Source organism: Cellulomonas shaoxiangyii, assembly GCF_004798685.1.
GTDB lineage: Bacteria > Actinomycetota > Actinomycetes > Actinomycetales > Cellulomonadaceae > Cellulomonas > Cellulomonas shaoxiangyii.
This window is the reverse complement of record NZ_CP039291.1, coordinates 1,885,823-1,910,264: the sequence shown is the minus strand read 5'-3', so window position 1 is coordinate 1,910,264 and position 24,442 is coordinate 1,885,823. Positions and strand designations below refer to the sequence as shown.

The following is a 24,442-nucleotide window of genomic DNA, read 5'->3' as shown; positions in this document are numbered from 1 at the left end:
AGGAGCGCACACGCATGAGCACTGGCACACCTGCGCCCACCGACCCGGGCGCGCCCCGCGGCGCCGCAGCACAGCGCGCACCAGCAGAGGGCGCACCAGCAGACGGCGCCGCGACCGAGGTCCTCGGGGCCGCGGACATCGGCCGCGCACTGACCCGCATCGCGCACGAGGTCGTCGAGCGCAACAAGGGCGTCGACGACGTCGTCCTGCTGGGCATCCCGACGCGTGGCCTGCCGCTGGCCGAGCGCCTCGCCGCGCGGCTCGCCCAGGCCGAGGGTGTCGACGCCGCCGGTCTCGTGGGCAGCCTCGACGTGACGATGCACCGCGACGACCTGGCGCGGCAGCCGATCCGTGCGATCGGCACGACGCAGGTGCCTCGCGACGGCGTGGACGGCAAGGTGGTCGTCCTCGTCGACGACGTCCTGTACTCCGGCCGCACGATCCGCGCCGCACTGGACGCGATCAGCGACCTCGGCCGGCCCCGCGCGGTCCAGCTCGCCGTCCTCGTCGACCGCGGCCACCGCGAGCTGCCGATCCGGGCCGACTACGTCGGCAAGAACCTGCCCACGGCGGCGTCGGAGCGGGTCCGGGTGCTGCTAGCGGAGACCGACGGCCGGGACGCCGTGGTCATCGAGGGCACGGGGCGGGGCACGCGATGAGGCACCTGCTGTCGGCGGGCGACCTGACCCGCGACGAGGCCGTCCTCGTGCTCGACACCGCGGCGCAGATGGCGGCCACGCAGGCCCGCGAGATCAAGAAGCTGCCCACGCTGCGCGGTCGCACGGTCGTGAACCTCTTCTTCGAGGACTCCACGCGCACGCGTATCTCGTTCGAGACCGCCGCCAAGCGGCTGTCCGCGGACGTCATCAACTTCTCCGCGAAGGGGTCGAGCGTCTCCAAGGGCGAGTCCCTGAAGGACACGGCCCTGACCCTGCAGGCGATGGGTGCGGACGCGGTCGTCGTCCGGCACCAGGCGTCGGGCGCGCCGCACACGCTCGCGCACGCCGGCTGGACGCACGGGGCGGTGGTCAACGCGGGCGACGGCACGCACCAGCACCCCACGCAGGCGCTGCTCGACGCGTTCACGCTGCGCCGCCACCTGGTGGGCGACGGCGGGCGCGCGGACGTGACGGGCCGGGACCTGGCCGGGGTGCACGTCGCCATCGTCGGGGACGTCCTGCACAGCCGCGTCGCGCGCTCGAACGTCCAGCTGCTGCACACGCTGGGAGCGCGCGTGACGTTGGTCGCGCCACCGACGCTCGTGCCGGTCGGCGTGCACGCGTGGACGGCGGACGTGTCCTACGACCTGGACGAGACGCTCGCGACCGGCCCCGACGCGGTCATGATGCTCCGGGTCCAGCGCGAGCGGATGTCGAGCGCGGGCGGCGGGTTCTTCCCGAGCCCGCTCGAGTACACCCGCGCGTACGGGCTCGACGGGCGCCGGCTCGCGGTGCTGCCCGACCACGCCGTGGTCATGCACCCGGGTCCGATGAACCGCGGCCTGGAGATCTCGGCCGACGCGGCGGACTCGCCGCGTGCCGTGATCGTGGAGCAGGTCGCGAACGGGGTCGCGGTCCGGATGGCGGTGCTGTACCTGCTGCTCGCGGGCGGCGAGGGGCGCACGGCACCGGCGCCGGGCCGGGACGGGGAGACGCGCACGGGTATGCGCACGGACGAGACGAGGATGCACGCGTGAGCACGACGTACCTGCTGCGGGGCGTCGCGCCCCTGGGCGGCGACCGCACGGACGTGCGGGTCGAGGACGGGGTCGTGGCGGCGCTGGGTGCCGACGCGTCCTCCGACGGCGCGACGGTCGTCGACGGGGACGGGCTCGTGCTGCTGCCCGGGCTGGTCGACCTGCACACGCACCTGCGTGAGCCGGGCCGCGAGGACGCCGAGACGGTCGCGTCGGGCACGCGCGCCGCGGCCGCGGGCGGCTTCACCGCCGTGCACGCGATGGCGAACACGTCGCCGACGCAGGACACCGCGGGCGTCGTCGAGCAGGTGTGGCGGCTGGGCCGTGACGCCGGCTGGGCCGACGTGCGCCCGGTCGGCGCCGTGACGGTGGGGCTGGCGGGGGAGCGCCTCGCGGAGCTGCAGGCGATGGCCCGCTCGGCCGCCGCGGTGCGGGTGTTCTCCGACGACGGGAAGTGCGTGCACGACCCGGTCCTGATGCGGCGCGCGCTCGAGTACGTCAAGGCGTTCGACGGCGTCATCGCTCAGCACGCGCAGGAGCCGCGGCTGACGGACGGCGCGCAGATGCACGAGGGCGTCGTCTCCGCCGAGCTCGGCCTGACGGGGTGGCCCGCGGTGGCGGAGGAGGCGATCATCGCCCGCGACGTCCTCCTCGCCGAGCACGTGGGCTCGCGTCTGCACGTGTGCCACCTGTCCACGGCCGGCTCGGTGGAGATCGTGCGCTGGGCGAAGGGCCGCGGCATCGCGGTGACCGCCGAGGTGACGCCGCACCACCTGTTCCTCACGGACGAGCGGGTGCGGGGCTACGACCCGCGCTACAAGGTGAACCCGCCGCTGCGCACCGCGGAGGACGTCGAGGCGGTCCGCGCGGGGCTCGAGGACGGCACGATCGACGTCGTCGCGACCGACCACGCGCCGCACACGCGCGAGGACAAGGACTGCGAGTGGGCCGCGGCGGCGTTCGGCATGACGGGCCTGGAGACCGCGTTGTCGGTCGTGCAGGCCACGATGGTCGACGCCGGCCGCCTCACCTGGGCCGACGTGGCGCGGGTCCTGTCGTCCACGCCCGCGGCGATCGGCCGCGTGGCGGGGCAGGGCCGCCCGATCGCCGTCGGTGAGCCCGCGAACCTCACGCTGGTCGACCCGGCGGCGCGCCGGACCGTCGTGCCCGCGCAGCAGGCGACCGCGAGCGTGAACTCCCCGTTCGCGGGCACGGAGCTGCCCGGCGCGGTCGTCGCGACGTTCCTGCGGGGGCGGGCCACGGTGCTGGACGGCGTGCTCGTGGACCCCGCGCAGGTGCGTGCCTGATGCCGGCCTGGCTCTCCGTCACGCTCCTGCTCGTCGTGCTGGTGCTCGCGCTGTGGGGGATGCGCGCCGGGTGGCGCAACCGCGCCCGCCGCACGGCCCTCCTCGTGCCGGCGCTGCCCACGGCCCCCGCCGACCCCGGCGCCGCCCGCACCGAGCCGGCCGAGGCGGTCTACGTGTCCTCCACGCGCGCCGGCGACTGGCTCGACCGCGTCGTCGCGCACGACCTCGGCGTCCGCAGCCCCGCACAGGTGCAGGTGCACGACGCGGGCGTGCTCGTGCGCCGCACCGGCGCCCGGGACGTCTGGGTGCCCGCCGACCGGCTCACGGCCGTCGGCACGACCCGCGGCCAGGCCGGCAAGTTCGTCGGCCCCGACGGGCTCGTCGTCCTCACCTGGGTGCCCGACCCGACCACGGGCACCGCTCTCGACACCGCGCTGCGCCTGCGCCACGAGGCCGACAAGGACCCGCTGCTGACCGCCGCGCGTGCCCTCGTCCGGCCCGGTGGCGGCGGGACCGGCGCCGACCACGACCGCGCCGTCCCCGACAGCGCGCCCCGACCGCAGGAGGAGCAGGCATGAGCGACGCGATCCTCGTCCTCGAGGACGGCCGGACGTTCCCCGGACGCGCGTACGGCGCGACCGGGCGGACGCTCGGCGAGATCGTCTTCAACACCGGCATGACGGGGTACCAGGAGACCCTGACCGACCCGTCGTACCACCGGCAGATCGTCGTCATGACGGCGCCGCACATCGGCAACACGGGCGTCAACGACGAGGACCCCGAGTCCCGGCGCATCTGGGTCGCCGGCTTCGTCGTCCGCGACCCCGCGCGCCGCCCGTCGAGCTGGCGCTCGCGCCGCACCCTCGACGACGAGCTGACGGAGCAGGGCGTCGTCGGGATCAGCGGCATCGACACCCGCGCCCTGACGCGGCACCTGCGCGAGCGCGGCGTCATGCGCGCCGGCGTCTTCTCCGGCGACGCCCTCCTCGGGGCCGACGGCGACCGCCGCCCGGTGGACGAGCTGCAGGACGAGGTGCGCACCGCGCCGGCGATGGCCGGTGCCGACCTCGCGGGCGAGGTCAGCGTGGACACGGCGTACGTCGTGCCGGCGCTCGGCCCCGACGGGGCCCTGCTCGACGAGCCGGTCGCGCGCGTCGCGGCCGTGGACCTCGGGATCAAGTCGATGACACCGCGCCGGCTCGCCGAGCGCGGCGTCGAGGTGCACGTGCTGCCCGCGACGTCGTCGATCTCCGAGGTCCTCGAGGTGGCACCGGACGGCGTGTTCTTCTCGAACGGCCCCGGCGACCCGTCCGCGGCGCGGCACGAGATCGACCTGCTCCGTGGCGTGCTCGACCGCCGCATCCCGTTCTTCGGCATCTGCTACGGCAACCAGCTCTTCGGCCGCGCCCTCGGGTTCGGCACCTACAAGCTGCAGTACGGGCACCGCGGCGTGAACCAGCCGGTCATGGACCGCACGACCGGCAAGGTGGAGATCACGGCGCACAACCACGGCTTCGCGGTCGACGCCCCGCTGGACGCGGAGACGGTCGCGCCGTTCGACGGCGGCCGCTACGGGCGCGTCCGGGTCTCGCACGTCGACCTCAACGACGACGTCGTGGAGGGCCTCGAGGCGCTCGACCTGCCGGCCTTCTCCGTCCAGTACCACCCGGAGGCAGCGGCCGGCCCGCACGACGCGGCCTACCTGTTCGACCGCTTCCTCGACCTCATGACCAGCACCGACGGCGCACCCGCCGGCGACCGCAACGACCAGAAGGGCGCCGCCTGATGCCCCGCCGCGACGACCTGCACAGCGTCCTCGTCATCGGCTCCGGCCCGATCGTGATCGGGCAGGCCGCCGAGTTCGACTACTCCGGGACGCAGGCGTGCCGGGTGCTCAAGGAGGAGGGCCTGCGCGTCATCCTCGTGAACTCCAACCCCGCCACGATCATGACGGACCCCGAGTTCGCCGACGCCACGTACATCGAGCCGATCACGACCGAGGTGCTGACCTCGATCATCGCCAAGGAGCGCCCCGACGCGATCCTGCCGACGCTGGGCGGCCAGACGGCGCTCAACGCGGCGATCGCGCTCGACGAGGCGGGTGTGCTCGAGGAGTACGACGTCGAGCTGATCGGCGCCAACATCCCGGCGATCCAGAAGGGCGAGGACCGCCAGCAGTTCAAGGACGTCGTCGAGATCGCCGGCGGCGAGTCCGCGCGGTCCGCCATCGTGCACACGGTCGACGAGGCCCTGCTGGCGGCCGACGACCTCGGCTACCCGATGGTCGTGCGCCCGTCCTTCACGATGGGCGGCCTGGGCTCGGGCATCGCCTACGACGAGCAGGACCTGCGTCGCATCGTCGGGCAGGGCCTGCACTACTCACCCACGACCGAGGTGCTCCTCGAGGAGTCGATCCTCGGCTGGAAGGAGTACGAGCTCGAGCTCATGCGCGACAAGAACGACAACGTCGTGGTCGTCTGCTCGATCGAGAACGTCGACGCGGTCGGCGTGCACACGGGCGACTCCGTGACGGTCGCGCCCGCGCTGACGCTGACGGACCGCGAGTACCAGCGCCTGCGGGACATCGGCATCGCGGTCATCCGCGAGGTCGGGGTCGACACGGGCGGCTGCAACATCCAGTTCGCCGTCCACCCGGACACGGGCCGCATCATCGTCATCGAGATGAACCCGCGCGTGTCGCGGTCCTCCGCGCTCGCGTCGAAGGCGACCGGCTTCCCGATCGCGAAGATCGCGGCCAAGCTCGCGGTGGGCTACACCCTCGACGAGATCCCCAACGACATCACCGGGTCCACGCCCGCGTCGTTCGAGCCGACGCTCGACTACGTCGTCGTCAAGGTCCCGCGGTTCGCGTTCGAGAAGTTCCCCGCGGCGGACCCGACCCTCACGACGACCATGAAGTCGGTCGGCGAGGCGATGGCCCTCGGGCGGAACTTCACCGAGGCGCTCGGCAAGGCGATGCGCTCGCTCGACAAGAAGGGCTCGACGTTCCACTGGGACGGCGAGCCGGCGCAGGGCGCGGAGCTGGACCGTCTCGTCGCGTCGATCTCGCGCCCCACCGAGGGCCGGCTCATCGACGTCCAGCAGGTGCTGCGGGCGGGTGTCGCGGTCGACGAGGTCTACGCGCGCACCGGGATCGACCCGTGGTTCCTCGACCAGGTGCAGCTCGTCAACGAGGTCGCGGCCGAGACCGCCGCCGCGCCGGTCCTGACGCGCGAGGTGCTCGCGCACGCGAAGCGGCACGGCCTCTCCGACGTCCAGGTCGCGTCCCTGCGGGAGACGAGCGAGGACGCGGTGCGCCGCACCCGCTGGGCGCTCGGCGTGCGGCCCGTCTACAAGACGGTCGACACGTGCGCCGCGGAGTTCGCCGCGCGCACGCCGTACCACTACTCGTCCTACGACGAGGAGACCGAGGTCGCGCCGCGCGAGCGTCCCGCGGTCCTCATCCTCGGCTCGGGCCCCAACCGCATCGGTCAGGGCATCGAGTTCGACTACTCGTGCGTGCACGCCGCGCTGGCGCTCAAGGGCGAGTTCGAGACCGTCATGGTCAACTGCAACCCCGAGACCGTGTCGACGGACTACGACACGTCGGACCGGCTGTACTTCGAGCCGCTGACGTTCGAGGACGTGCTCGAGGTCTACGAGGCGGAGCTGCGGGCCGGACCGGTCGCAGGGTTGATCGTGACGCTGGGCGGCCAGACGCCGCTGTCGCTCGCGCAGCGGCTCGCCGACGCCGGCCTGCCGATCCTCGGCACGCCGCCCGACGCGATCGACGCCGCCGAGGACCGCGCGGAGTTCGGCAAGGTCCTCGCGGCCGCCGGGCTCCCGGCGCCGGCGTTCGGCACCGCGACGACGCTCGAGGGCGCGCGCCAGACCGCGCGCCGCATCGGCTTCCCCGTGCTCGTGCGCCCGTCGTACGTGCTGGGCGGCCGCGGCATGGAGATCGTCTACGACGAGCCGCAGCTCACCGAGTACGTGGAGCGCGCGCTGGCGGACGCGGAGGGCACGCGGGCGTCGCTGCCGCCGCTGCTCATCGACCGCTTCCTCGACGACGCCATCGAGATCGACGTCGACGCGATCTACGACGGCACCGAGCTCTACCTCGGCGGCGTCATGGAGCACATCGAGGAGGCCGGCATCCACTCCGGCGACTCGGCGTGCGCGCTGCCGCCGATCACGCTGTCGGCGGCGGAGCTGCAGCGCATCCGCACCTCGACCGAGGCGATCGCCCGGGGCGTCGGCGTGCGCGGCCTGCTCAACATCCAGTTCGCGCTCGTGTCCGACGTGCTCTACGTGCTCGAGGCGAACCCCCGCGCGTCCCGCACGGCGCCGTTCGTGTCGAAGGCGACGGGCGTCTCGCTGGCCAAGGCGGCGGCGCTGGTCATGGTGGGCCGCTCCATCGCCCGGCTGCGTGCGGAGGGGATCCTGCCGGACGTCGACGCCGGCACGCTCGACCTCGACGCGCCGATCGCCGTGAAGGAGGCCGTGCTGCCGTTCAAGCGGTTCCGCACCGCCGACGGCCAGGTCGTCGACACGGTCCTCGGCCCGGAGATGCGCTCGACCGGCGAGGTCATGGGCTTCGACGTGGACTTCCCGACGGCGTTCGCGAAGTCGCAGGCGGCGTCGTTCGGCGGCCTGCCGCAGTCCGGCCGGGTGTTCATCTCGGTCGCCGACCGCGACAAGCGCTCGATCGTCTTCCCGGTCAAGCGGCTCGTGGAGCTCGGGTTCGAGATCCTCGCGACCGAGGGCACGGCGGCGGTGCTGCGCCGGTCCGGCATCGCGTCGCGCGTGGTGCGCAAGCACTCCGGGGGCCGCGGACCCGCGGGGGAGCCGACCATCGTCGACCTCATCACCGCGGGCGAGGTCGACATGGTCGTCAACACGCCGTCGGGCCAGGGCGCGCGCGCCGACGGCTACGAGATCCGCGCCGCGACGACCGCCGCCGACAAGGCGATCGTCACGACGGTGCAGCAGCTGGGCGCCGCCGTGCAGGCCATCGACGCGGCCCGCCTCGGCCCGTTCCGGGTGACGAGCCTGCAGGAGCACGCGGCCGCCGCCCGGGCGCGCCGCGAGGCGCTGGTCGTGGCGACCCAGGGAGCGGCGTGACGGCACGACCCCCCGCCGGTGCGGGCGCGCCCTTCGGGGCGCGCCTCGCCGCGGCCATGGACGACCACGGGCCGCTCTGCGTGGGCATCGACCCGCACGCCACGCTGCTCGCCGACTGGGGGCTGACCGACGACGCGGCGGGGCTGGCGACGTTCGCCCGCACGGTGCTCGACGCGGTCGCCGGCCGCGTCGCCGCGGTCAAGCCGCAGGCGGCGTTCTTCGAGCGGCACGGGTCCGCCGGGCTCGCGGTGCTGGAGGAGGTCGTCGCGGCCGGGCGCGAGACCGGCACGCTGGTCGTGGTCGACGCGAAGCGCGGCGACATCGGGTCGACGATGGGCGCGTACGCCGACGCGTTCCTGCGCGACGGCTCACCGCTGGCCGGCGACGCGCTCACCGTCTCGCCGTACCTCGGCTTCGGCTCGCTCGGCCCCGCGGTCGACCTCGCGCACGCCACGGGGCGCGGGCTGTTCGTCCTGTGCCTCACCTCCAACACGGAGGGGCACGAGGTGCAGCACGCGCGCACGCAGGACGGTCCCACGGTCGCCGCGACGATGGCGGCCCACGCCGCGGCGCTCAACGCAGGCGAGCGTCCCCTCGGCTCGGTCGGGCTCGTCGTAGGCGCCACCGTGGGGGACGCGGCCGAGCGGGCCGGCGTCGACCTGGTGCGCGTCAACGGGCCCCTGCTGGCGCCCGGCGTCGGGGCGCAGGGTGCCGGTGCGGCGGAGCTCGCGCGCGTGTTCGGCGGCGCCCGGCGGCAGGTGCTGGCGTCGTCCTCGCGCGGCGTGCTGGCTGCCGGACCCGACGTGGCCGGGCTGCGCGCGGCAGCGCGCCGGGCGGCGGACGAGGCGGCCGCGGCGCTGCGCTGAGGCGCCGTGGTCGCCCGTCCGCGCCGTCATCGCAGGTCGGGGCGCGACACGCGACCCGCGCCGCGTTGCCGAGGTGCCATCGCGTCGCTAGGTTCGAACCCACCGATCCCGCGCATTCCGACGAGGATCCCGGCCCAGTGACGAGAAGGTGACGCGCGTGGCTCTCCCCCCGCTGACTCCCGAACAACGAGCGGCAGCGCTCGAGAAGGCCGCTGCGGCACGGCAGGCGCGTGCCGAGGTCAAGAATCGACTGAAGTACTCGCAGGGCTCGCTCTCCGAGGTGATCGACCAGGGGCAGAAGGACGAGACGATCGGCAAGCTCAAGGTCGCCGCGCTCCTCGAGTCCCTGCCCGGCGTCGGTAAGGTCAAGGCGCGCGCGATCATGTCCGAGATCGGCATCTCGGAGACGCGCCGCGTCCGCGGCCTCGGCCCGCACCAGGTCAAGGCGCTCGTCGACCGCTTCGGCTGAGCCGTTCCGCCGCTGTCCGGCGCCCGTTCCGCAAGGGGCGGGCGCCGCGGCGCGCCCACCAGGGCGCGTCGCACCATCGCACGAGAGGCACCACGCACCCCATGACGACGCAGCCGGCACGGCTGACCGTGCTCGCCGGACCGACCGCCGTGGGGAAGGGGACCGTCTCGGCGGACATCCGCGCCCGCTACCCGCAGGTCTGGCTGTCGGTGTCGATGACGACCCGCGAGCCCCGGCCCGGCGAGGTCGACGGCGTGCACTACCACTTCGTCTCGGCCACGCGGTTCGAGGAGATGGTGGAGCGCGGCGAGCTGCTCGAGTGGGCCGTCGTGCACGGGCACAACCGCTACGGCACGCCGCGCGGGCCCGTCGAGGAGCGCCTCGCCGCCGGGGAGCCCGCGCTGCTCGAGATCGACCTGCAGGGCGCCCGGCAGGTGCGGGCGTCCATGCCCGACGCGCGGTTCGTCTTCCTCGCACCCCCGTCGTGGGACGAGCTCGTGCGCCGGCTGGTCGGGCGGGGGACCGAGGACGAGGAGGAGCGCGAGCGCCGCCTCGCCACCGCACGGGTGGAGCTCGCGGCCGAGCCGGAGTTCGACCACGTCGTCGTCAACGACGACGTGCACCGGGCGACCGACGAGCTGGTCCGGCTCATGGGGATCGCCGCCGGCTGACGGCAGCGGCCCCGGGCGCCTCCCCGGGCCCTGCCGGTGAGGCGGTACGATGGACGCTGTCTGTGCCCGCCCGTCCGGCCTCGTGCCGCGCGGACGCACGGCGGGCCCCGGTCCGTCCGTCGGCGCAGCAGCCAGCACCCCTCTAGGACGGGAGTCCTCCGTGTCCGGAACCGTCGCCGCCCCCACGGGCATCACCGACCCGCCGATCGACCGCCTCCTCGAGCGCGCCGACTCGAAGTACGCGCTCGTGCTCTTCTCCGCGAAGCGCGCGCGCCAGATCAACGCCTACTACGCCCAGCTCAACGAGGGCCTGCTCGAGTACGTCGGGCCGCTCGTCGAGACGCGCCCGCAGGAGAAGCCGCTCTCGATCGCCATGCGCGAGATCGACCAGGGCCTCCTGACGTCCGAGGCGACCGAGGGCTGACGCAGCAGCCGTGCGCATCGTCCTCGGCGTCGCGGGCGGGATCGCCGCGTACAAGGCGGTCCTGCTCCTGCGGCAGCTGCGCGAGCAGGGCCACGAGGTGCGGGTCGTGCCGACCCGCGCCTCGCTCGAGTTCGTCGGGCGTGCGACGTGGGAGGCCCTCTCCGGGCAGCCCGTGACGACCGAGGTGTTCGAGGACGTGGACCGCGTCGCGCACGTCGCGATCGGCAAGCGCGCCGAGCTCGTGGTCGTCGCCCCCGCCACGGCGGACCTGCTCGCGCGCGCGGCCGCGGGCCGCGCCGACGACCTCCTCACCGCGACCCTCCTGGTGGCGCGGTGCCCGGTGCTCCTGGCACCGGCGATGCACACCGAGATGTGGGAGCACCCCGCCACGGTCGCCAACGTCGCGACCCTGCGCGAGCGGGGCGTGCACGTCCTCGACCCGGACTCCGGGCGCCTCACCGGCGCCGACACGGGACCCGGTCGCCTGCCCGAGCCGGACGTCATCGCCGCCGCCGCGCTCGCGCTCGTGCCGGGCGCTGCGGGCACCGACGCGACCGGCCCCGCCGCAGCCCGCCCGCGCGACCTCGACGGCGTCCGCGTCGTCGTCTCGGCGGGAGGGACGCGCGAGCCGCTCGACCCCGTCCGCTTCCTCGGCAACCGGTCGTCCGGACGGCAGGGCGTCGCCCTGGCCCGCGCGGCCGCCGACCGTGGCGCCCGCGTGACGCTCGTCGCCGCCAACGTCGCCGCCGAGGTCGTCGCGGGCGCGACGACGGGCTCCGACCGCGTGGTCGTCGTCCCGGTCGAGACGGGGGAGGAGCTGCGCCACGCCGTGCGCAGCGCCGCGAAGGACGCGGACGTGGTCGTCATGGCCGCCGCGGTCGCCGACTACCGGCCCGAGACGGTGGCCGACGCCAAGCTCAAGAAGACCGGCGGACCGGCCGCGCTGCGGCTCGTCGAGACCGTCGACGTGCTGCGCGAGCTCGTCACCGACCCCCCGCGTCCGGGTCAGACGGTCGTCGGGTTCGCGGCCGAGACCGGGGACGTCACGGGCTCCGTGCTCGAGCACGGACGCGCGAAGGCGCGCCGCAAGGGCGCGGACCTGCTCGTCGTGAACCCGGTGGGGGACGGTCGCGCGTTCGGCACCCCGACCAACGACGTCACGGTGCTCGACGCCGCCGGCGAGGTCGTCGCGACGGCCGCGGGCCCCAAGGAGGACGTCGCGCACGCCGTCTGGGACGCCGTGCGCGCCCACGTGGACGGGCCCGCCGGCGGCGGTCCGGCCGCCGGTACGCTGCGGGCATGAGCTCTGCGCCTCTCCGCCTGTTCACCTCGGAGTCCGTCACGGAGGGCCACCCCGACAAGATCTGCGACCAGATCTCTGACGCCATCCTCGACGCCATCCTGGAGCAGGACCCGGACGCGCGCGTCGCCGTCGAGACGATGGTGACCACGGGTCTCGTCCACGTCGCGGGCGAGGTCACGACCAGTGCGTACGTCGAGATCCCGCAGATCGTGCGCGAGGTGGTCCGGGGCATCGGCTACACGTCCTCGCACATCGGCTTCGACGGCGACTCGTGCGGGGTGTCGGTGTCGATCGGCCAGCAGTCGCCCGACATCGCCGCCGGCGTCGACAAGGCCATCGAGGTCCGCGAGGACGCGGGCGACATGGACCCGCTCGACCTGCAGGGCGCCGGGGACCAGGGCCTGATGTTCGGCTACGCGAGCGACGAGACGCCGTCGCTCCTGCCGCTGCCGATCTGGCTCGCGCACCGCCTCGCCGAGCAGCTCGCCGCGGTCCGCAAGGACGCGACGCTGCCGGGGCTGCGGCCCGACGGCAAGACGCAGGTGACCGTGGGCTACGAGGGCGACCGGCCGGTGGCGCTGGACACGGTCGTCCTGTCGACGCAGCACGAGCCCGACGTGCAGGAGGTCACGCTGGCGCGGGACGTCGCCGAGCTCGTCGTCCGCCCGGTGCTCGCCGGACTCGACCTCGACGTGTCGGCGCACCGGCTCCTCGTGAACCCCACGGGGCAGTTCGTCATCGGCGGCCCGCAGGGGGACGCCGGCCTGACGGGCCGCAAGATCATCGTCGACACCTACGGCGGCATGGCCCGGCACGGCGGCGGCGCCTTCTCCGGCAAGGACCCGTCGAAGGTCGACCGCTCGGCCGCGTACGCGATGCGCTGGGTCGCCAAGAACGTGGTCGCCGCGGGGCTCGCGCGCCGCTGCGAGGTGCAGGTCGCCTACGCGATCGGCAAGGCGCACCCGGTCGGCCTGTACGTCGAGACGTTCGGCACGGAGACGGTCCCCGTCGAGCGGCTGACCGCGGCGATCCGGGAGGTCTTCGACCTGCGCCCCGCCGCGATCATCCGGGACCTCGACCTGCTGCGTCCGGTGTACCGGCGCACCGCCGCGTACGGCCACTTCGGCCGTGACCTGCCCGAGTTCACGTGGGAGCGCACCGACCGCACGGCCGACCTGCTGTCCGCCGTCGGCTGATCCCGACCGGTCGGCGCCGGGCCTGTGGGTCCGGCGTGGTGGGATGACGCAGTGAGCGGACCGACCGAGCCCGAGCAGCCGACGCTCGCCGGGCTCGCCGTCCCCGCGCCCCGGCGCCCGCGGACGCCGCCCACGCTCACGCCCGCGGCCACGCTCCCCGTCGCGCGGGTGTGCGTCGACCTGGCGCCGCCGCACCTGGACCGCACGTTCGAGTACCTGGTGCCGGAGTCGCTCGACGCGGCCGCCCGCCCGGGGGTGCGCGTCAAGGTGCGCTTCGCCGGGCAGGACGTGGACGGCTGGCTGCTCGAGCGCGTCGCGGACGCGGAGCACACCGGCCGCCTGCTGCCGCTGCGTCGCGTCGTCTCCGGCGAGCCGGTGCTGACGCCGGCCGTCGCGCGGCTCGCCCGCGCGGTGGCCGACCGGTGGGCCGGCACCCTCGCGGACGTGCTGCGGCTCGCGGTGCCGCCCCGGCACGCGCGGGTGGAGGGGGAGCGGCGCCCGGCACCGGCGGACGCGGCCGACGCGGCGACCCCGGCCGCGCCCGACGAGCCCACGACCCCGGCGGCGCCGCCCGCTCCGGCGCCCCCCGCTCCGGTGGCCCCCGCTCCCGTGCCCCCCGCTCCCGTGGCTCCCGCGCCGGAGCCGACGGCGTGGGCGCCGTACCGGGGCGGGCCCGCGTTCTGCCGGCACGTCGCGGCCGGCGGGGCGCCGCGCGCGGTCTGGTCGGCCCTGACGGCGGTGGGGGAGCACCGCTGGTCCGCTGCGGTCGCGCAGGCGGTCGTCGCGAGCCTGGCCGGGGGCCGGGGTGCGCTCGTCGTCGTCCCGGACGCCCGCGACGTCGACCGCGTCTGTGCCGCCCTCGCCAAGGCCGGTCTACCGGGCGTGGCGGACGGGGGGCCGGTCGCGCGCCTCGTCGCCGACGACGGGCCGGCCGCGCGCTACCGCGCGTTCCTCGCCGCGCTGCGCGGCACCGCGCGCGTCGTGGTCGGCACGCGCGCGTCGGCGTTCGCTCCCGTCGCGGACCTGGGCCTCGCGGTCGTGTGGGACGACGGCGACGGCCAGCACGCCGAGCCCCGGGCGCCGTACCCCCACGTGCGCGAGGTGCTGGCGCTGCGCTCGGAGCTCGAGGGCTGCGCGCTGCTCGTCGGCGCGCACGGGCGCACGGTCGAGGCGCAGCACCTGGTGGAGACCGGGTGGGCGCACGAGGTCGCCGCCGAGCGGCCGGTCGTGCGCGCCTCGACGCCGCGCGTGCGGGCGCTGACCTCGGTCGAGCTCGCGCGGGAGGGCCCGGCGGCCGCGGCACGCCTGCCGGGGCCCGCGTGGCGCGTGCTGAAGGAGGCGCTCGCGTCGGGCCCGGTGCTCGTGCAGACGCCGCGCGCCGGGTACGTCCCGGTGCTCGCCTGCGGGCGGTGCCGCGCGTCCGCGCGGTGCACGGCCTGCCACGGCCCGCTGGGGCTGACCCGCGGCGCGGCGACCCCGTCGTGCGGCTGGTGCGGGCGCCTGGCGACGGGCTGGCAGTGCGACGAGTGCGGTGCGCCCGCACTGCGCTCCGTCCGCGTCGGTTCGGAGCGGACGGCGGAGGAGCTCGGCCGGGCGTTCCCCGGTGCGACGGTCCGCGTCTCGGGCGCGCGGGCCGAGGGCGGTGTGCTGGCGAGCGTGCCGGACCGGCCCGCGCTCGTCGTGGCCACGCCGGGCGCAGAGCCGGACGCACCGTCGGGATACGCCGCGGCGGTGCTGCTGGACGCCGCGGTCGCGAGCGCGGGCAGCGGGCTGGGCGCGGAGCCCGACGCGTTGCGACGCTGGCTCGCGGCGGCCGCACTGGTCCGGCCCGCGGGGGAGGGTGGGCAGGTGCTGCTGGTGGGTGACGGCCTGGTGCGTCCGACGCAGGCGCTCGTGCGGTGGGACCCGGCGGGGCTCGCGTCCCGCGAGCTCGCCGAGCGGGCCGAGCTGCACCTGCCGCCGGCCGTGCGCGTGGCCGCCGTCACGGGCGTCCGCGACGCGGTCGCGGCCGTGCTCGCGCGCCTGGACGTGCCGGGCCTCGAGGTGCTCGGACCCGTCCCGGTCGACGCACCCGAGGGCGCCGCGACGCTCGACCCCGAGGTGCGCGCGCTGCTGCGCGTGCCGCTCGGCGCCGGCCGGGCCCTGGCGCACGCCGTGGCCGCGTCGGTCGCGATCCGCAGCGCGCGGCGGGAGGGCGGCGCCGTGCGGATCGAGGTGGATCCCGCCGACGTGACGTGACGCGCGCGTGGCACGGGGGTGGGCCCTCGTGCTCGCGCGCCGCGGGGGGTGCCCCGAGCGGCACCTAGGATCGGGCCCATGCGTCTGCTGTTCGCCGGGAGCCCTGCGCCGGCCGTGCCGTCCCTCGAGGCCCTGCTCGCGTCCCGCCACGAGGTCGCCGCGGTGCTCACCCGCCCCGACGCCCGGGTCGGGCGCGGGCGCACCCTGACGCCGTCGCCGGTGGCCGCGGCGGCCCGCGCCCACGGGATCCCCGTGCTGACGCCGCGCACGTTGCGCGACGCGGACGTGCAGGCCGAGATCGCGGCGCTCGAGGTCGACGCCGCGCCCGTCGTCGCGTACGGCGTCCTCGTGCCGCCGGCCCTGCTCGACGTCCCCCGGCACGGGTGGGTCAACCTGCACTTCTCCGTGCTGCCGGCGTGGCGCGGTGCCGCGCCGGTGCAGCACGCCGTCATGGCGGGCGACGAGGTGACGGGCGCGTCCACGTTCCGCCTCGAGGAAGGGCTCGACACCGGTCCGGTGCTCGGCACCCTGACCGAGGTCGTGCGCCCGCGGGACACGTCCGGCGAGCTGCTGGGCCGGCTGGCGGTGGCCGGCGCCGACCTGCTGGTCCGCACCCTGGACGCCCTGGAGGACGGCGTGCTCGTCCCCGTGCCGCAGCCGGCGGAGGGCGTCAGCCACGCCCCGAAGCTCGGCCCGGAGGACGCCCGGGTGCGCTGGTGGCAGCCGGCTCACGTCGTCGACCGCCGCGTCCGCGGCTGCACGCCCGCCCCGGGCGCGTGGACGACGCTGCCCGACGGTGCCCGCCTCGGGCTGGGTCCCGTCGTCCCGGTGCCGGAGGTCGCCGACCTCGCGCCCGGCGAGCTGCGCGCCACGAAGCAGGAGGTCCTCGTCGGTACCGGCTCGGGCGCCGTGCGCCTGGGCGAGGTCGTGCCCACCGGCCGTCGTCCCATGGCGGCGGCGGACTGGGCCCGAGGCGCACGTCCGGCGCCCGGGACGGTGCTGGGTGGCACGCCCGACGACGCGCCGAGCACGGCCGGGGTGCCGTCGTGAGCGACCCGCGCCGTGACGCGCGCGGACGCCAGCGCGGTGCGGCCCGGGCGGAGGGCCGGGGCCACCGCTCCGCCGCGTCCCCCGGTCAGCGCGCCCGGACCGGCGACGCCGCGCGGGCCGCCGCGTTCGACACCCTCCGCGCCGTCGCGGACACCGACTCCTACGCCAACCTCGTGCTGCCGCCGCTCCTGCGCGACCGGCAGATCACCGGCCGGGACGCCGGCTTCGCGACCGAGCTCGCGTACGGGACGCTGCGCCTGCGTGGCCGCTACGACGCCGTGCTCGCGCAGGCGTCCTCGCGCCCGCTCGACCAGGTGGACCCGCCGGTGCTGGACGTGCTGCGGCTCGGGGCGCACCAGCTGCTCGGCATGCGCGTGCCCCCGCACGCGGCCGTGTCGGAGACCGTGGGGCTCGCGCGCGACCGCGTGGGCGCGGGCGCCGCGCAGTTCGTCAACGCCGTCCTGCGGCGGGTCGCCGAGCGCGACCTCGACGAGTGGCTCACCCGCATCGGCGCCGCCGCGGACCCCGCGGGCACGGACGAGTCGGCACGGCTCGCGGTGACGGAGAGCCACCCGGCGTGGGTCGTGCGCGCGCTGCGCGAGGCGCTCGTCGGCGACGGCCGGCCCGCCGGCGACGTCGCGGACCTGCTGGCGGCGGACAACGCACCGCCACGCGTGACGCTGGTGGCCCGCCCGGGCCTGGTCGACCCGGCGGAGCTCGCCGAGCAGGCGGGGGCGGACGCCACGGCCGGCGCGTACGCACCGACGGCGGTCGTGCTCACGGGAGGTGGCGACCCGGGGTCGCTGCGGGCCGTGCGCGACGGACGCGCGGGGGTGCAGGACGAGGGCAGCCAGCTGGTCACGCTCGCGCTGGCCGCCGCGCCGATCGACGGACCGGACGCCCGGTGGCTGGACCTGTGCGCGGGCCCCGGCGGGAAGGCGTCCCTGCTGGGCGCCCTCGCGGCGCAGCGCGGTGCCCGCCTCGTGGCGAACGAGGTGCAGCCGCACCGCAGCCGGCTGGTCGCGCAGGCGCTCCGGGCGGTGCCGGCCGACGCGGTCGAGGAGGTCCGCACGGGCGACGGGCGCACGGTCGGCGCCGACGAGCCGGGAGGGTACGACCGCGTGCTCCTCGACGCCCCGTGCACGGGGCTCGGCGCGCTGCGCAGGCGCCCCGAGTCGCGGTGGCGGCGCACGCCGGCCGACCTGGCGACGCTGAGCGCGCTGCAGCGCGAGCTGCTGGGCTCGGCCCTGGCGGCCGTCCGCCCGGGCGGCGTCGTGGCGTACGTGACGTGCTCGCCGCACCTCGCGGAGACGCGGCTGGTCGTCACGGACGCCCTGCGCGCGGCCGCGCGGGCCGGCACGGACGTCGAGGTGGTCGACGCCGGGCCGGTGCTCGCGGAGGTGGCACCGGCGTGGGCCGCCACGCGATCGGGCGACCGGCCGGACGTGCAGCTCTGGCCGCACGTGCACGGCACGGACGCGATGCACCTGACGCTCCTGCGCCGGTCCTGAGAGCGCGCGGGCGGCGCGGGTCCGCCCGCGGGGCGCCGGCGGCGGGGGACGGGGGTCGTCGGTAGCGTGGACCCCGTGGCGCCCGTGCAGATCAACCCGAGCATCCTGTCCGCCGACTTCGTCAACCTCGAGCGGGACCTGCAGGCGATCGCGACCGCCGACCACGTGCACGTCGACGTCATGGACCAGCACTTCGTGCCGAACCTGACGCTCGGCCTGCCGGTCGTCCGGCGCATCGCCGAGGTCAGCCCCGTCCCGCTCGACGTGCACCTGATGATCGAGGACGCCGACCGCTGGGCGCCGCAGTACGCCGAGGCCGGCGCGGCGTCGGTCACGTTCCACGCCGAGGCGACCCAGGCGCCCGTCCGGCTCGCCCGCGAGCTGCGGGCCGGCGGTGTGCGGGCGTGCGTCGCGCTGCGCCCGGCGACCCCGGTCGAGCCCTTCCTCGACCTGCTCGCGGAGGTCGACATGGTGCTCGTCATGACCGTCGAGCCGGGCTTCGGCGGGCAGTCCTTCATCGAGGGCACGCTGCCCAAGATCCGGCGCACGCGGCAGGCGATCACCGCGGCCGGCCTGCCGACGTGGATCCAGGTGGACGGCGGCGTGACGCGCGACACGGTCGCGCGGATCGCGCGCGCGGGCGCGAACGTCTTCGTCGCGGGGTCCGCCGTCTACGGCGCCGACGACGTCGCCGCGGAGATCGCCACGCTGCGGCGCCTCGCCGAGGCGCCGCCCCTCGAGGCCTGACCGGCGACCCGCGCGCCCGTCCACCGGGACGCCCCGCGGCCGGGAATTCCCGCTGTGGCATGATCGTTGGCCAGTACGAACACGAGAAACACGTGCTCCGGGGTCGGTGCAATTCCGAGCCGGCGGTGACAGTCCGCGACCCGCAGGGCCCTCGGGCCCGGCGGTTGACCTGGTGGAACTCCGGGACCGACGGTGACAGTCCGGATGGGAGGAGCCACGTGGCGGCGCGCCCCGGCGTGCCGTGACGGGTGTGCGTGGTCCGCCGCGCCGACCGTCCGCCCCGGAGCGCCCGCGCGCACGGAGGTGGACGAGATGAGCGGGACGACGGTCGAGGGCACCCCCCGCGCCGGCACGCCCGGCGTACCGGCACCCGCTGACGCGCCCGCGGTCGCCCCCCACGAGGCCGACGCGATGCGCCGCGCGCTCGAGCTCGCCGGCCGCGGCCCGCTCGGCCCGAACCCCCGCGTCGGGTGCGTCCTGCTCGGCCCGGACGGGAGCGTCCTGGGGGAGGGGTGGCACCGCGGTGCCGGCACCCCGCACGCCGAGGTGGCGGCGCTGGCCGACGCCCGCTCGCGCGGCGCCTCGACCCGCGGCGCGACGGCCGTCGTGACGCTCGAGCCGTGCGACCACACCGGGCGCACGGGACCGTGCTCGCTCGCGCTGCTCGAGGCCGGCGTCGCGCGCGTGCTGGTGGCCGTGCAGGACCCCAACCCCGTGGCCGCCGGCGGCGCGGACCGCCTGCGCCGCGCGGGCGTCGACGTGGTCACCGGCGTCCTCGCCGACGAGGGCGTCGCCGCGCTCGGCGCGTGGCTGCCCGCGGTGCGCCGCGGCCGGCCGTTCGTCACCCTCAAGCTCGCGACGACGCTCGACGGGCGGGTCGCCGCGCCGGACGGCACGAGCCGGTGGATCACCTCCCCGGTGGCGCGCGCCCACGCGCACGGCCTGCGCGCCGAGGTCGACGCGATCGCGGTCGGCACCGGCACCGCACTGGCGGACGACCCGTCGCTGACGGCCCGCACGCTCGACGGCGGCCTCGCCACGCACCAGCCGCTGCGGGTCGTCGTCGGCCACCGCGACGTCCCGGCCGGCGCACGCCTGCGCGGACCGGGCGGCGAGCTGGTGGCCGTCCGCACGCACGACCCCGTCGAGGTGCTGCGCGCGCTGCACGCGCGCGAGGTCCGCCACGTCCTGGTCGAGGGCGGGCCGACGCTCGCGGCGGCGTTCCTCGCCGCCGGTCTCGTCGACGAGGTGCACGCCTACGTCGCGCCCGTCCTGCTCGGTGCCGGCCCCGCCGCCGTGGCCGACCTGGGGGTGCGCACGATCGCCGACGCGGTCCGCCTGCGGCCCGTCGAGGTCGTCCCCCTGGGCCCCGACGTCCTCGTCGTGGCCGTACCCGAGCTCGCACCGTCGCCCACCCTGGAGGAGAACTGATGTTCACCGGCATCGTCGAGGAGATCGGCACCGTGGTGGCGCTCGAGCCGGGCGCGCCCGCCCCCGGGGGGAGGGCGACGCGCGGCTGCGCGTCCGCGGGCCGCTGGCCGTGTCCGACGCGCGGCACGGCGACTCCATCGCGGTGTCGGGGGTGTGCCTCACGGTGACGGACCTGCCGGGGGACGGCACGTTCGTCGTCGACGTCATGCCCGAGACCCTGCGTCGGACGGCCCTCGGCGACCTGGGCGAGGGGGACGCCGTGAACCTCGAGCGTGCGCTCGCCGTGGGCGGGCGCTACGGCGGCCACGTGGTGCAGGGGCACGTCGACGGCGTCGGCGTGGTCCGCTCGCGCCGGCCCGGTCCGCGCTGGGACGACGTCGAGATCGGCATCGACCCCGCGCTCGCGCGGTACGTCGCCGAGAAGGGCTCGATCACGGTGTCGGGGGTGTCGCTGACGGTGACGCACGTGGGGGAGGACGCGTTCGGCGTCTCGCTCATCCCCACGACGCTGGCGGCGACGACGCTCGGGGCGCTCGCCCCGGGTGCACGCGTGAACCTGGAGGTCGACGTGCTCGCGAAGTACACCGAGCGCCTGCTCACGGCGGCGGGCGCACTGCCGGCCGGCGCCGGGGCGGCGCGGTGAGCGGCGAGATCCGCCTCGGCACGGTCGAGGACGCGCTGGAGGCGCTGCGCGCGGGCCGTCCGGTCCTCGTCGCCGACTCGCCGGACCGCGAGAACGAGGCCGACGTCATCCTCGCCGCGCAGTCCGCGACGCCCGAGTGGGTGGCGTGGACGATCCGGCACTCGTCGGGCTACCTGTGCGCGCCCATGCCGGCGGCGCGCGCGGACGCCCTCGACCTGCCGCTCATGGTCCCGCACAGCCAGGACCCGCGGCGGACCGCCTACACCGTGACGGTGGACGCGGCCGCGGGCGTCACCACGGGCATCTCGGCGTCGGACCGTGCCCGCACGCTGCGGGTCCTCGCCGACCCGGCCTCGGGCCCGCACGACCTCATCCGGCCCGGCCACGTGCTGCCGCTGCGCGCCGTCCCGGGTGGTGTGCTGCACCGCGCGGGGCACACGGAGGCCGCCGTCGACCTGTGCCGCCTCGCCGGCCTGGCACCCGTCGGTGCGATCGCGGAGCTCGTGAACGACGACGGCAGCATGGTCCGCCTCACGGAGGCCGCCCGGATGGCGGCCGAGGCGGGCCTCGTGCTCCTGACGATCGCCGACCTGCGGGCGTGGCGGACCGCGCACGGCGACACCGAGCCGGTCCCCGAGGACGTCACGGCACCGGCGGCGCGCGTGCACGCGACGCACACCGCGCACCTGCCCACGCGGCACGGCGACTTCCGGATCCACGGCTACCGCGACCTGCGCACGGGCGACGAGCACGTGGCGCTCGTGCCGACCACCGGCCTCGCGGAGGTGCCGACCGTGCGGGTGCACTCCGAGTGCCTCACCGGTGACGCGTTCGGGTCCGCGCGCTGCGACTGCGGACCCCAGCTCGAGGCGGCCCTGGAGCTGGCCGCCACGGAGGGCGGCGCGGTCGTCTACCTGCGGGGTCACGAGGGCCGGGGGATCGGCCTGCTCGCGAAGGTCGCGGCCTACGCGCTGCAGGACGGCGGCCGCGACACGGTCGAGGCGAACCTCGACCTCGGCTGGCCGGCCGACCGGCGCGAGTACGGCGCCGCCGCGGCGATCCTCGTCGACCTCGGCGCGTCCCGCGTGCGTCTGCTGACCAACAACCCCGCCAAGGTCACGGGCCTGCGCGCGCACGGCGTCGACGTCGTCGAGGTCCGCGGGCTCGAGGTCGGCCGGACGCCGCACAACGCGGCGTACCTGCGGACCAAGGCCACGACCATGGGCCACCGGCTGCACCTTCCCGGCGCCGTCACGGGCGACCCCATCCCGGTCGAGCCCGTGCACGCCGCCCCCGCGCCCGCCGGCGCGGACACCACCGACCACGCGTTCGACCCCCTGGAGGAGCTGGCATGAGCGGCGCCGGAGCACCCACCCTGACCCTGGACGGCAGCGGCCTGCGCGTCGTCGTCGTCGCCGCGAGCTGGCACACCGTCGTGATGGACGGCCTGCTGGCCGGCGCCCGCCGCGCCCTCGCGGCGGCGCACGTGGCGGACGTCACGGTCGTGCGCGTGCCGGGCTCGTTCGAGCTGCCGGTCGCCGCGCAGCGCGCCACCGCGTCGGGCGCCGACGCCGTCGTCGCGCTGGGCGTGGTGATCCGCGGCGGCACGCCGCACTTCGAGTACGTCTGCCAGGCGGCGACGTCCGGCCTCGCGGAGGTCGCCCTGCGCACGGGCGTGCCGGTCGGCTTCGGCCTCCTGACGTGCGACGACGAGCAGCAGGCGCTGGACCGCGCCGGGCTCCCGGGCTCGCAGGAGGACAAGGGCGCGGAGGCCGCCGAGGCGGCGGTCGCCACCGTGCTCGCCGTGCGCGACCTGTGACGTGGGACCGCTCGCCTGGCTCTTCGACGCCACGCTGACGGTCGCCGGCCACGAGGTGCTGTGGCGGGAGGTCGTCGGCAACCTGTTCGGCATCGCGTCGGCCGTCGGCGGCCTGCGCCGGCGCGTGTGGGCGTGGCCGGTCGGGATCGTCGGCAACGTGCTGCTGTTCACCGTGTTCCTCGGCGGCGTCTTCCACACGCCGCAGCAGGCCGACCTGTACGGGCAGGCGGCCCGCCAGGTCTTCTTCGTGGCCGTGTCCGTCTACGGGTGGGTGCGCTGGCGCGGTGCCCGCCGCGCCGCGCAGGCGGGCGGACCGGCCGACGCGCCCGCCGTCGTGCCCCGCTGGGCCGGCAGGTCGGGGTGGCTCCTCATGGGGTCGGTCGCTGTGGTCGGCACGGTCGCGTGCGCGGCCGTGTTCTCCGCGCTCGGCTCCTGGGGGCCGTGGGCGGACGCGTGGATCTTCGTCGGCTCGATGCTGGCCACGTACGGGATGGCGCGCGGGTGGATCGAGTTCTGGCTCGTCTGGATCGCGGTCGACGCGGTCGGCGTCCCGCTCCTGCTGTCCGCGGGCTACTACCCCTCGGCCGTGCTGTACCTCGTGTACGCGGGCGTCGTCGTGCACGGTTTCGTCGTGTGGTGGCGCGCCCGCGACGAGGCGGCCGCAGCCGCGTCGCCGCGGGACGACCTCGTCGGTGCGTGAGGACGCCCCCGCCGCGGACCTCGGACGGGTCTGCCCGGTGAGCCGTCTAGGCTTCTGCGACGTGAAGACCTTCGACGCGCTGTTCGCCGAGCTCTCCGACAAGGCGGCGACCCGCCCCGTCGGCTCCCGCACCGTCACGGAGCTGGACGCGGGCGTGCACTCGATCGGCAAGAAGATCGTCGAGGAGGCCGCCGAGGTGTGGATGGCCGCCGAGCACGAGGGCGACGAGCGGACGGCCGAGGAGATCTCGCAGCTGCTCTACCACCTGCAGGTGCTCATGCTCGCGCGCGGGCTCACGCTCGAGGACGTGTACGCGCACCTCTGACGCGTCGCCGCGCCGCTGCCCGCCCGCCCGTTCCCGCGCCGCCCGGCGCGCCCGCACCACCCGAGGACACCGTGCTGAGGATCGCCGTCCCCAACAAGGGCTCGCTCAGCGAGCCCGCCGTCGAGATGCTGCGCGAGGCGGGCTACCGCCAGCGCCGTGACGCCCGCGAGCTCGTGCTGCCCGACCCCGACAACGACGTGGAGTTCTTCTTCCTGCGCCCGCGCGACGTCGCCGTGTACGTGGGCGCGGGCACGGTCGACGTCGGCATCACGGGCCGTGACCTGCTCATCGACTCCGGCTCGGCCGCGGTCGAGCACCTGCCGCTCGGCTTCGCGCGGTCCACCTTCCGGTTCGCCACGACGGCGGGCACGCTCACCGACAGCCGCCAGGTCGCGGGCCAGCGGGTCGCCACCTCGTACGCCGAGCTCGTCGCCGTGCACCTGCGCGAGCGGGGCATCGAGCCCGCCGGCATCGTCCGGCTCGACGGCGCGGTGGAGTCGGCCATCCGGCTCGGCGTCGCGGACGTCATCGCCGACGTCGTCGAGACCGGCACGACGCTGCGCGCCGCCGGCCTCGAGGTGTTCGGGGAGCCGATCCTGCGCTCGGAGGCGGTGCTCGCGCGCCGCTCCGACGTCGACGAGCCGCCCGGGCTCGACGTGCTCACGCGCCGTCTGCAGGGCGTGCTGACGGCCCGCCAGTACGTGCTGATGGACTACGACGTGCCGCTCGAGCTCGTCGACCAGGCGGTCGCGATCACGCCGGGGCTGGAGTCGCCCACCGTCTCACCCCTGCACAACGGCGAGTGGGCCGCCGTGCGCGCGATGGTCCGCCGGGACCAGACCAACCGGGTGATGGACGACCTGTACGACGTGGGCGCCCGCGCGATCCTCGTCACGTCGATCCACGCCTGCCGGATCTGAGC

The 24,442-nt window shown here is 76.2% G+C and carries 22 protein-coding genes, 1 pseudogene and 1 riboswitch; all 23 genes and pseudogenes read left to right on the top strand.

Annotation, left to right across the window (positions count from 1 at the left end; all coding sequences use genetic code 11):
- Window positions 1–14: 14 nt before the first annotated feature.
- Window positions 15–659 (top strand): bifunctional pyr operon transcriptional regulator/uracil phosphoribosyltransferase PyrR, encoded by a 645-nt coding sequence (pyrR, locus tag E5225_RS08705; protein ID WP_135973717.1) that lies wholly within the window; start codon window positions 15–17, stop codon window positions 657–659.
- Window positions 656–1,696, top strand: coding sequence for an aspartate carbamoyltransferase catalytic subunit (locus E5225_RS08700; protein ID WP_135973716.1), 1,041 nt, complete (start codon window positions 656–658; stop codon window positions 1,694–1,696). Before pyrR ends, E5225_RS08700 begins: the two co-directional genes overlap by 4 nt.
- On the top strand, window positions 1,693–3,003 hold the full coding sequence (locus tag E5225_RS08695; RefSeq protein WP_135973715.1) for a dihydroorotase: 1,311 nt from the start codon (window positions 1,693–1,695) through the stop codon (window positions 3,001–3,003). The genes E5225_RS08700 and E5225_RS08695 overlap by 4 nt, the downstream gene beginning before the upstream one ends.
- Window positions 3,003–3,581 (top strand): PH-like domain-containing protein, encoded by a 579-nt coding sequence (locus E5225_RS08690; RefSeq protein ID WP_208012551.1) that lies wholly within the window; start codon window positions 3,003–3,005, stop codon window positions 3,579–3,581. The genes E5225_RS08695 and E5225_RS08690 overlap by 1 nt, the downstream gene beginning before the upstream one ends.
- Complete coding sequence (gene carA / locus E5225_RS08685; RefSeq protein ID WP_135973714.1) at window positions 3,578–4,789, top strand: glutamine-hydrolyzing carbamoyl-phosphate synthase small subunit; 1,212 nt, start codon at window positions 3,578–3,580, stop codon at window positions 4,787–4,789. Before E5225_RS08690 ends, carA begins: the two co-directional genes overlap by 4 nt.
- Window positions 4,789–8,127, top strand: a complete 3,339-nt coding sequence (carB, locus tag E5225_RS08680; RefSeq protein ID WP_135973713.1) for a carbamoyl-phosphate synthase large subunit — start codon at window positions 4,789–4,791, stop codon at window positions 8,125–8,127. Before carA ends, carB begins: the two co-directional genes overlap by 1 nt.
- Window positions 8,124–8,993 carry an orotidine-5'-phosphate decarboxylase gene (pyrF, locus tag E5225_RS08675; protein WP_135973712.1) on the top strand — a complete coding sequence of 290 codons (870 nt, stop codon included), beginning with the start codon at window positions 8,124–8,126 and terminating at the stop codon, window positions 8,991–8,993. Before carB ends, pyrF begins: the two co-directional genes overlap by 4 nt.
- A gap of 157 nt (window positions 8,994–9,150) precedes the next feature.
- Window positions 9,151–9,462 (top strand): integration host factor, actinobacterial type, encoded by a 312-nt coding sequence (mihF, locus tag E5225_RS08670; protein ID WP_135973711.1) that lies wholly within the window; start codon window positions 9,151–9,153, stop codon window positions 9,460–9,462.
- A 101-nt stretch (window positions 9,463–9,563) separates the two neighbouring features.
- On the top strand, window positions 9,564–10,133 hold the full coding sequence (gmk, locus tag E5225_RS08665; RefSeq protein WP_135973710.1) for a guanylate kinase: 570 nt from the start codon (window positions 9,564–9,566) through the stop codon (window positions 10,131–10,133).
- A 160-nt stretch (window positions 10,134–10,293) separates the two neighbouring features.
- Window positions 10,294–10,557 carry a DNA-directed RNA polymerase subunit omega gene (rpoZ, locus tag E5225_RS08660; protein ID WP_135973709.1) on the top strand — a complete coding sequence of 88 codons (264 nt, stop codon included), beginning with the start codon at window positions 10,294–10,296 and terminating at the stop codon, window positions 10,555–10,557.
- 10 nt (window positions 10,558–10,567) lie between these two features.
- Complete coding sequence (coaBC, locus tag E5225_RS08655; RefSeq protein WP_135973708.1) at window positions 10,568–11,860, top strand: bifunctional phosphopantothenoylcysteine decarboxylase/phosphopantothenate--cysteine ligase CoaBC; 1,293 nt, start codon at window positions 10,568–10,570, stop codon at window positions 11,858–11,860.
- Window positions 11,857–13,056 carry a methionine adenosyltransferase gene (gene metK, locus E5225_RS08650; protein ID WP_135973707.1) on the top strand — a complete coding sequence of 400 codons (1,200 nt, stop codon included), beginning with the start codon at window positions 11,857–11,859 and terminating at the stop codon, window positions 13,054–13,056. Before coaBC ends, metK begins: the two co-directional genes overlap by 4 nt.
- Before the next feature lie 51 nt (window positions 13,057–13,107).
- Window positions 13,108–15,294, top strand: coding sequence for a primosomal protein N' family DNA-binding protein (locus E5225_RS08645; protein WP_136225387.1), 2,187 nt, complete (start codon window positions 13,108–13,110; stop codon window positions 15,292–15,294).
- A 78-nt stretch (window positions 15,295–15,372) separates the two neighbouring features.
- Window positions 15,373–16,344 carry a methionyl-tRNA formyltransferase gene (fmt, locus tag E5225_RS08640; protein ID WP_135972732.1) on the top strand — a complete coding sequence of 324 codons (972 nt, stop codon included), beginning with the start codon at window positions 15,373–15,375 and terminating at the stop codon, window positions 16,342–16,344.
- Window positions 16,341–17,855 carry an RsmB/NOP family class I SAM-dependent RNA methyltransferase gene (locus E5225_RS08635; RefSeq protein ID WP_135972733.1) on the top strand — a complete coding sequence of 505 codons (1,515 nt, stop codon included), beginning with the start codon at window positions 16,341–16,343 and terminating at the stop codon, window positions 17,853–17,855. The genes fmt and E5225_RS08635 overlap by 4 nt, the downstream gene beginning before the upstream one ends.
- A gap of 75 nt (window positions 17,856–17,930) precedes the next feature.
- Window positions 17,931–18,602, top strand: a complete 672-nt coding sequence (rpe, locus tag E5225_RS08630) for a ribulose-phosphate 3-epimerase (RefSeq protein ID WP_135972734.1) — start codon at window positions 17,931–17,933, stop codon at window positions 18,600–18,602.
- An 89-nt stretch (window positions 18,603–18,691) separates the two neighbouring features.
- Window positions 18,692–18,823, top strand: a riboswitch (FMN riboswitch).
- Window positions 18,824–19,013: 190 nt separating this feature from the next.
- Window positions 19,014–20,033, top strand: a complete 1,020-nt coding sequence (ribD, locus tag E5225_RS08625; RefSeq protein WP_135972783.1) for a bifunctional diaminohydroxyphosphoribosylaminopyrimidine deaminase/5-amino-6-(5-phosphoribosylamino)uracil reductase RibD — start codon at window positions 19,014–19,016, stop codon at window positions 20,031–20,033.
- A pseudogene (locus E5225_RS08620) lies at window positions 20,033–20,676 on the top strand (riboflavin synthase). Before ribD ends, E5225_RS08620 begins: the two are co-directional and overlap by 1 nt.
- Window positions 20,673–22,031 carry a 3,4-dihydroxy-2-butanone-4-phosphate synthase gene (ribB, locus tag E5225_RS08615; RefSeq protein WP_208012489.1) on the top strand — a complete coding sequence of 453 codons (1,359 nt, stop codon included), beginning with the start codon at window positions 20,673–20,675 and terminating at the stop codon, window positions 22,029–22,031. The pseudogene E5225_RS08620 and the gene ribB overlap by 4 nt, the downstream one beginning before the upstream one ends.
- Entirely contained in the window at window positions 22,028–22,495 is a 468-nt protein-coding gene (gene ribH, locus E5225_RS08610; RefSeq protein WP_135972736.1) for a 6,7-dimethyl-8-ribityllumazine synthase, read from the top strand. Before ribB ends, ribH begins: the two co-directional genes overlap by 4 nt.
- A gap of 1 nt (window position 22,496) precedes the next feature.
- Window positions 22,497–23,195 carry a nicotinamide riboside transporter PnuC gene (pnuC, locus tag E5225_RS08605; RefSeq protein WP_135972737.1) on the top strand — a complete coding sequence of 233 codons (699 nt, stop codon included), beginning with the start codon at window positions 22,497–22,499 and terminating at the stop codon, window positions 23,193–23,195.
- 61 nt (window positions 23,196–23,256) lie between these two features.
- On the top strand, window positions 23,257–23,520 hold the full coding sequence (locus tag E5225_RS08600) for a phosphoribosyl-ATP diphosphatase (RefSeq protein WP_135972738.1): 264 nt from the start codon (window positions 23,257–23,259) through the stop codon (window positions 23,518–23,520).
- Window positions 23,521–23,591: 71 nt separating this feature from the next.
- Window positions 23,592–24,440, top strand: coding sequence for an ATP phosphoribosyltransferase (gene hisG / locus E5225_RS08595; protein ID WP_135972739.1), 849 nt, complete (start codon window positions 23,592–23,594; stop codon window positions 24,438–24,440).
- Window positions 24,441–24,442 lie beyond the last annotated feature (2 nt).

What these genes read in the sequence shown, in the direction of transcription:
- carB (WP_135973713.1), top strand. Translation starts at nt 4,789, where the DNA reads ATGCCCCGCCGCGACGACCTGCACAGCGTCCTCGTCATCGGCTCCGGC.
- carA (WP_135973714.1), top strand. Translation starts at nt 3,578, where the DNA reads ATGAGCGACGCGATCCTCGTCCTCGAGGACGGCCGGACGTTCCCCGGA.
- metK (WP_135973707.1), top strand. Translation starts at nt 11,857, where the DNA reads ATGAGCTCTGCGCCTCTCCGCCTGTTCACCTCGGAGTCCGTCACGGAG.
- E5225_RS08690 (WP_208012551.1), top strand. Translation starts at nt 3,003, where the DNA reads ATGCCGGCCTGGCTCTCCGTCACGCTCCTGCTCGTCGTGCTGGTGCTC.
- E5225_RS08700 (WP_135973716.1), top strand. Translation starts at nt 656, where the DNA reads ATGAGGCACCTGCTGTCGGCGGGCGACCTGACCCGCGACGAGGCCGTC.
- pyrR (WP_135973717.1), top strand. Translation starts at nt 15, where the DNA reads ATGAGCACTGGCACACCTGCGCCCACCGACCCGGGCGCGCCCCGCGGC.
- fmt (WP_135972732.1), top strand. Translation starts at nt 15,373, where the DNA reads ATGCGTCTGCTGTTCGCCGGGAGCCCTGCGCCGGCCGTGCCGTCCCTC.
- gmk (WP_135973710.1), top strand. Translation starts at nt 9,564, where the DNA reads ATGACGACGCAGCCGGCACGGCTGACCGTGCTCGCCGGACCGACCGCC.
- ribD (WP_135972783.1), top strand. Translation starts at nt 19,014, where the DNA reads ATGCGCCGCGCGCTCGAGCTCGCCGGCCGCGGCCCGCTCGGCCCGAAC.
- ribH (WP_135972736.1), top strand. Translation starts at nt 22,028, where the DNA reads ATGAGCGGCGCCGGAGCACCCACCCTGACCCTGGACGGCAGCGGCCTG.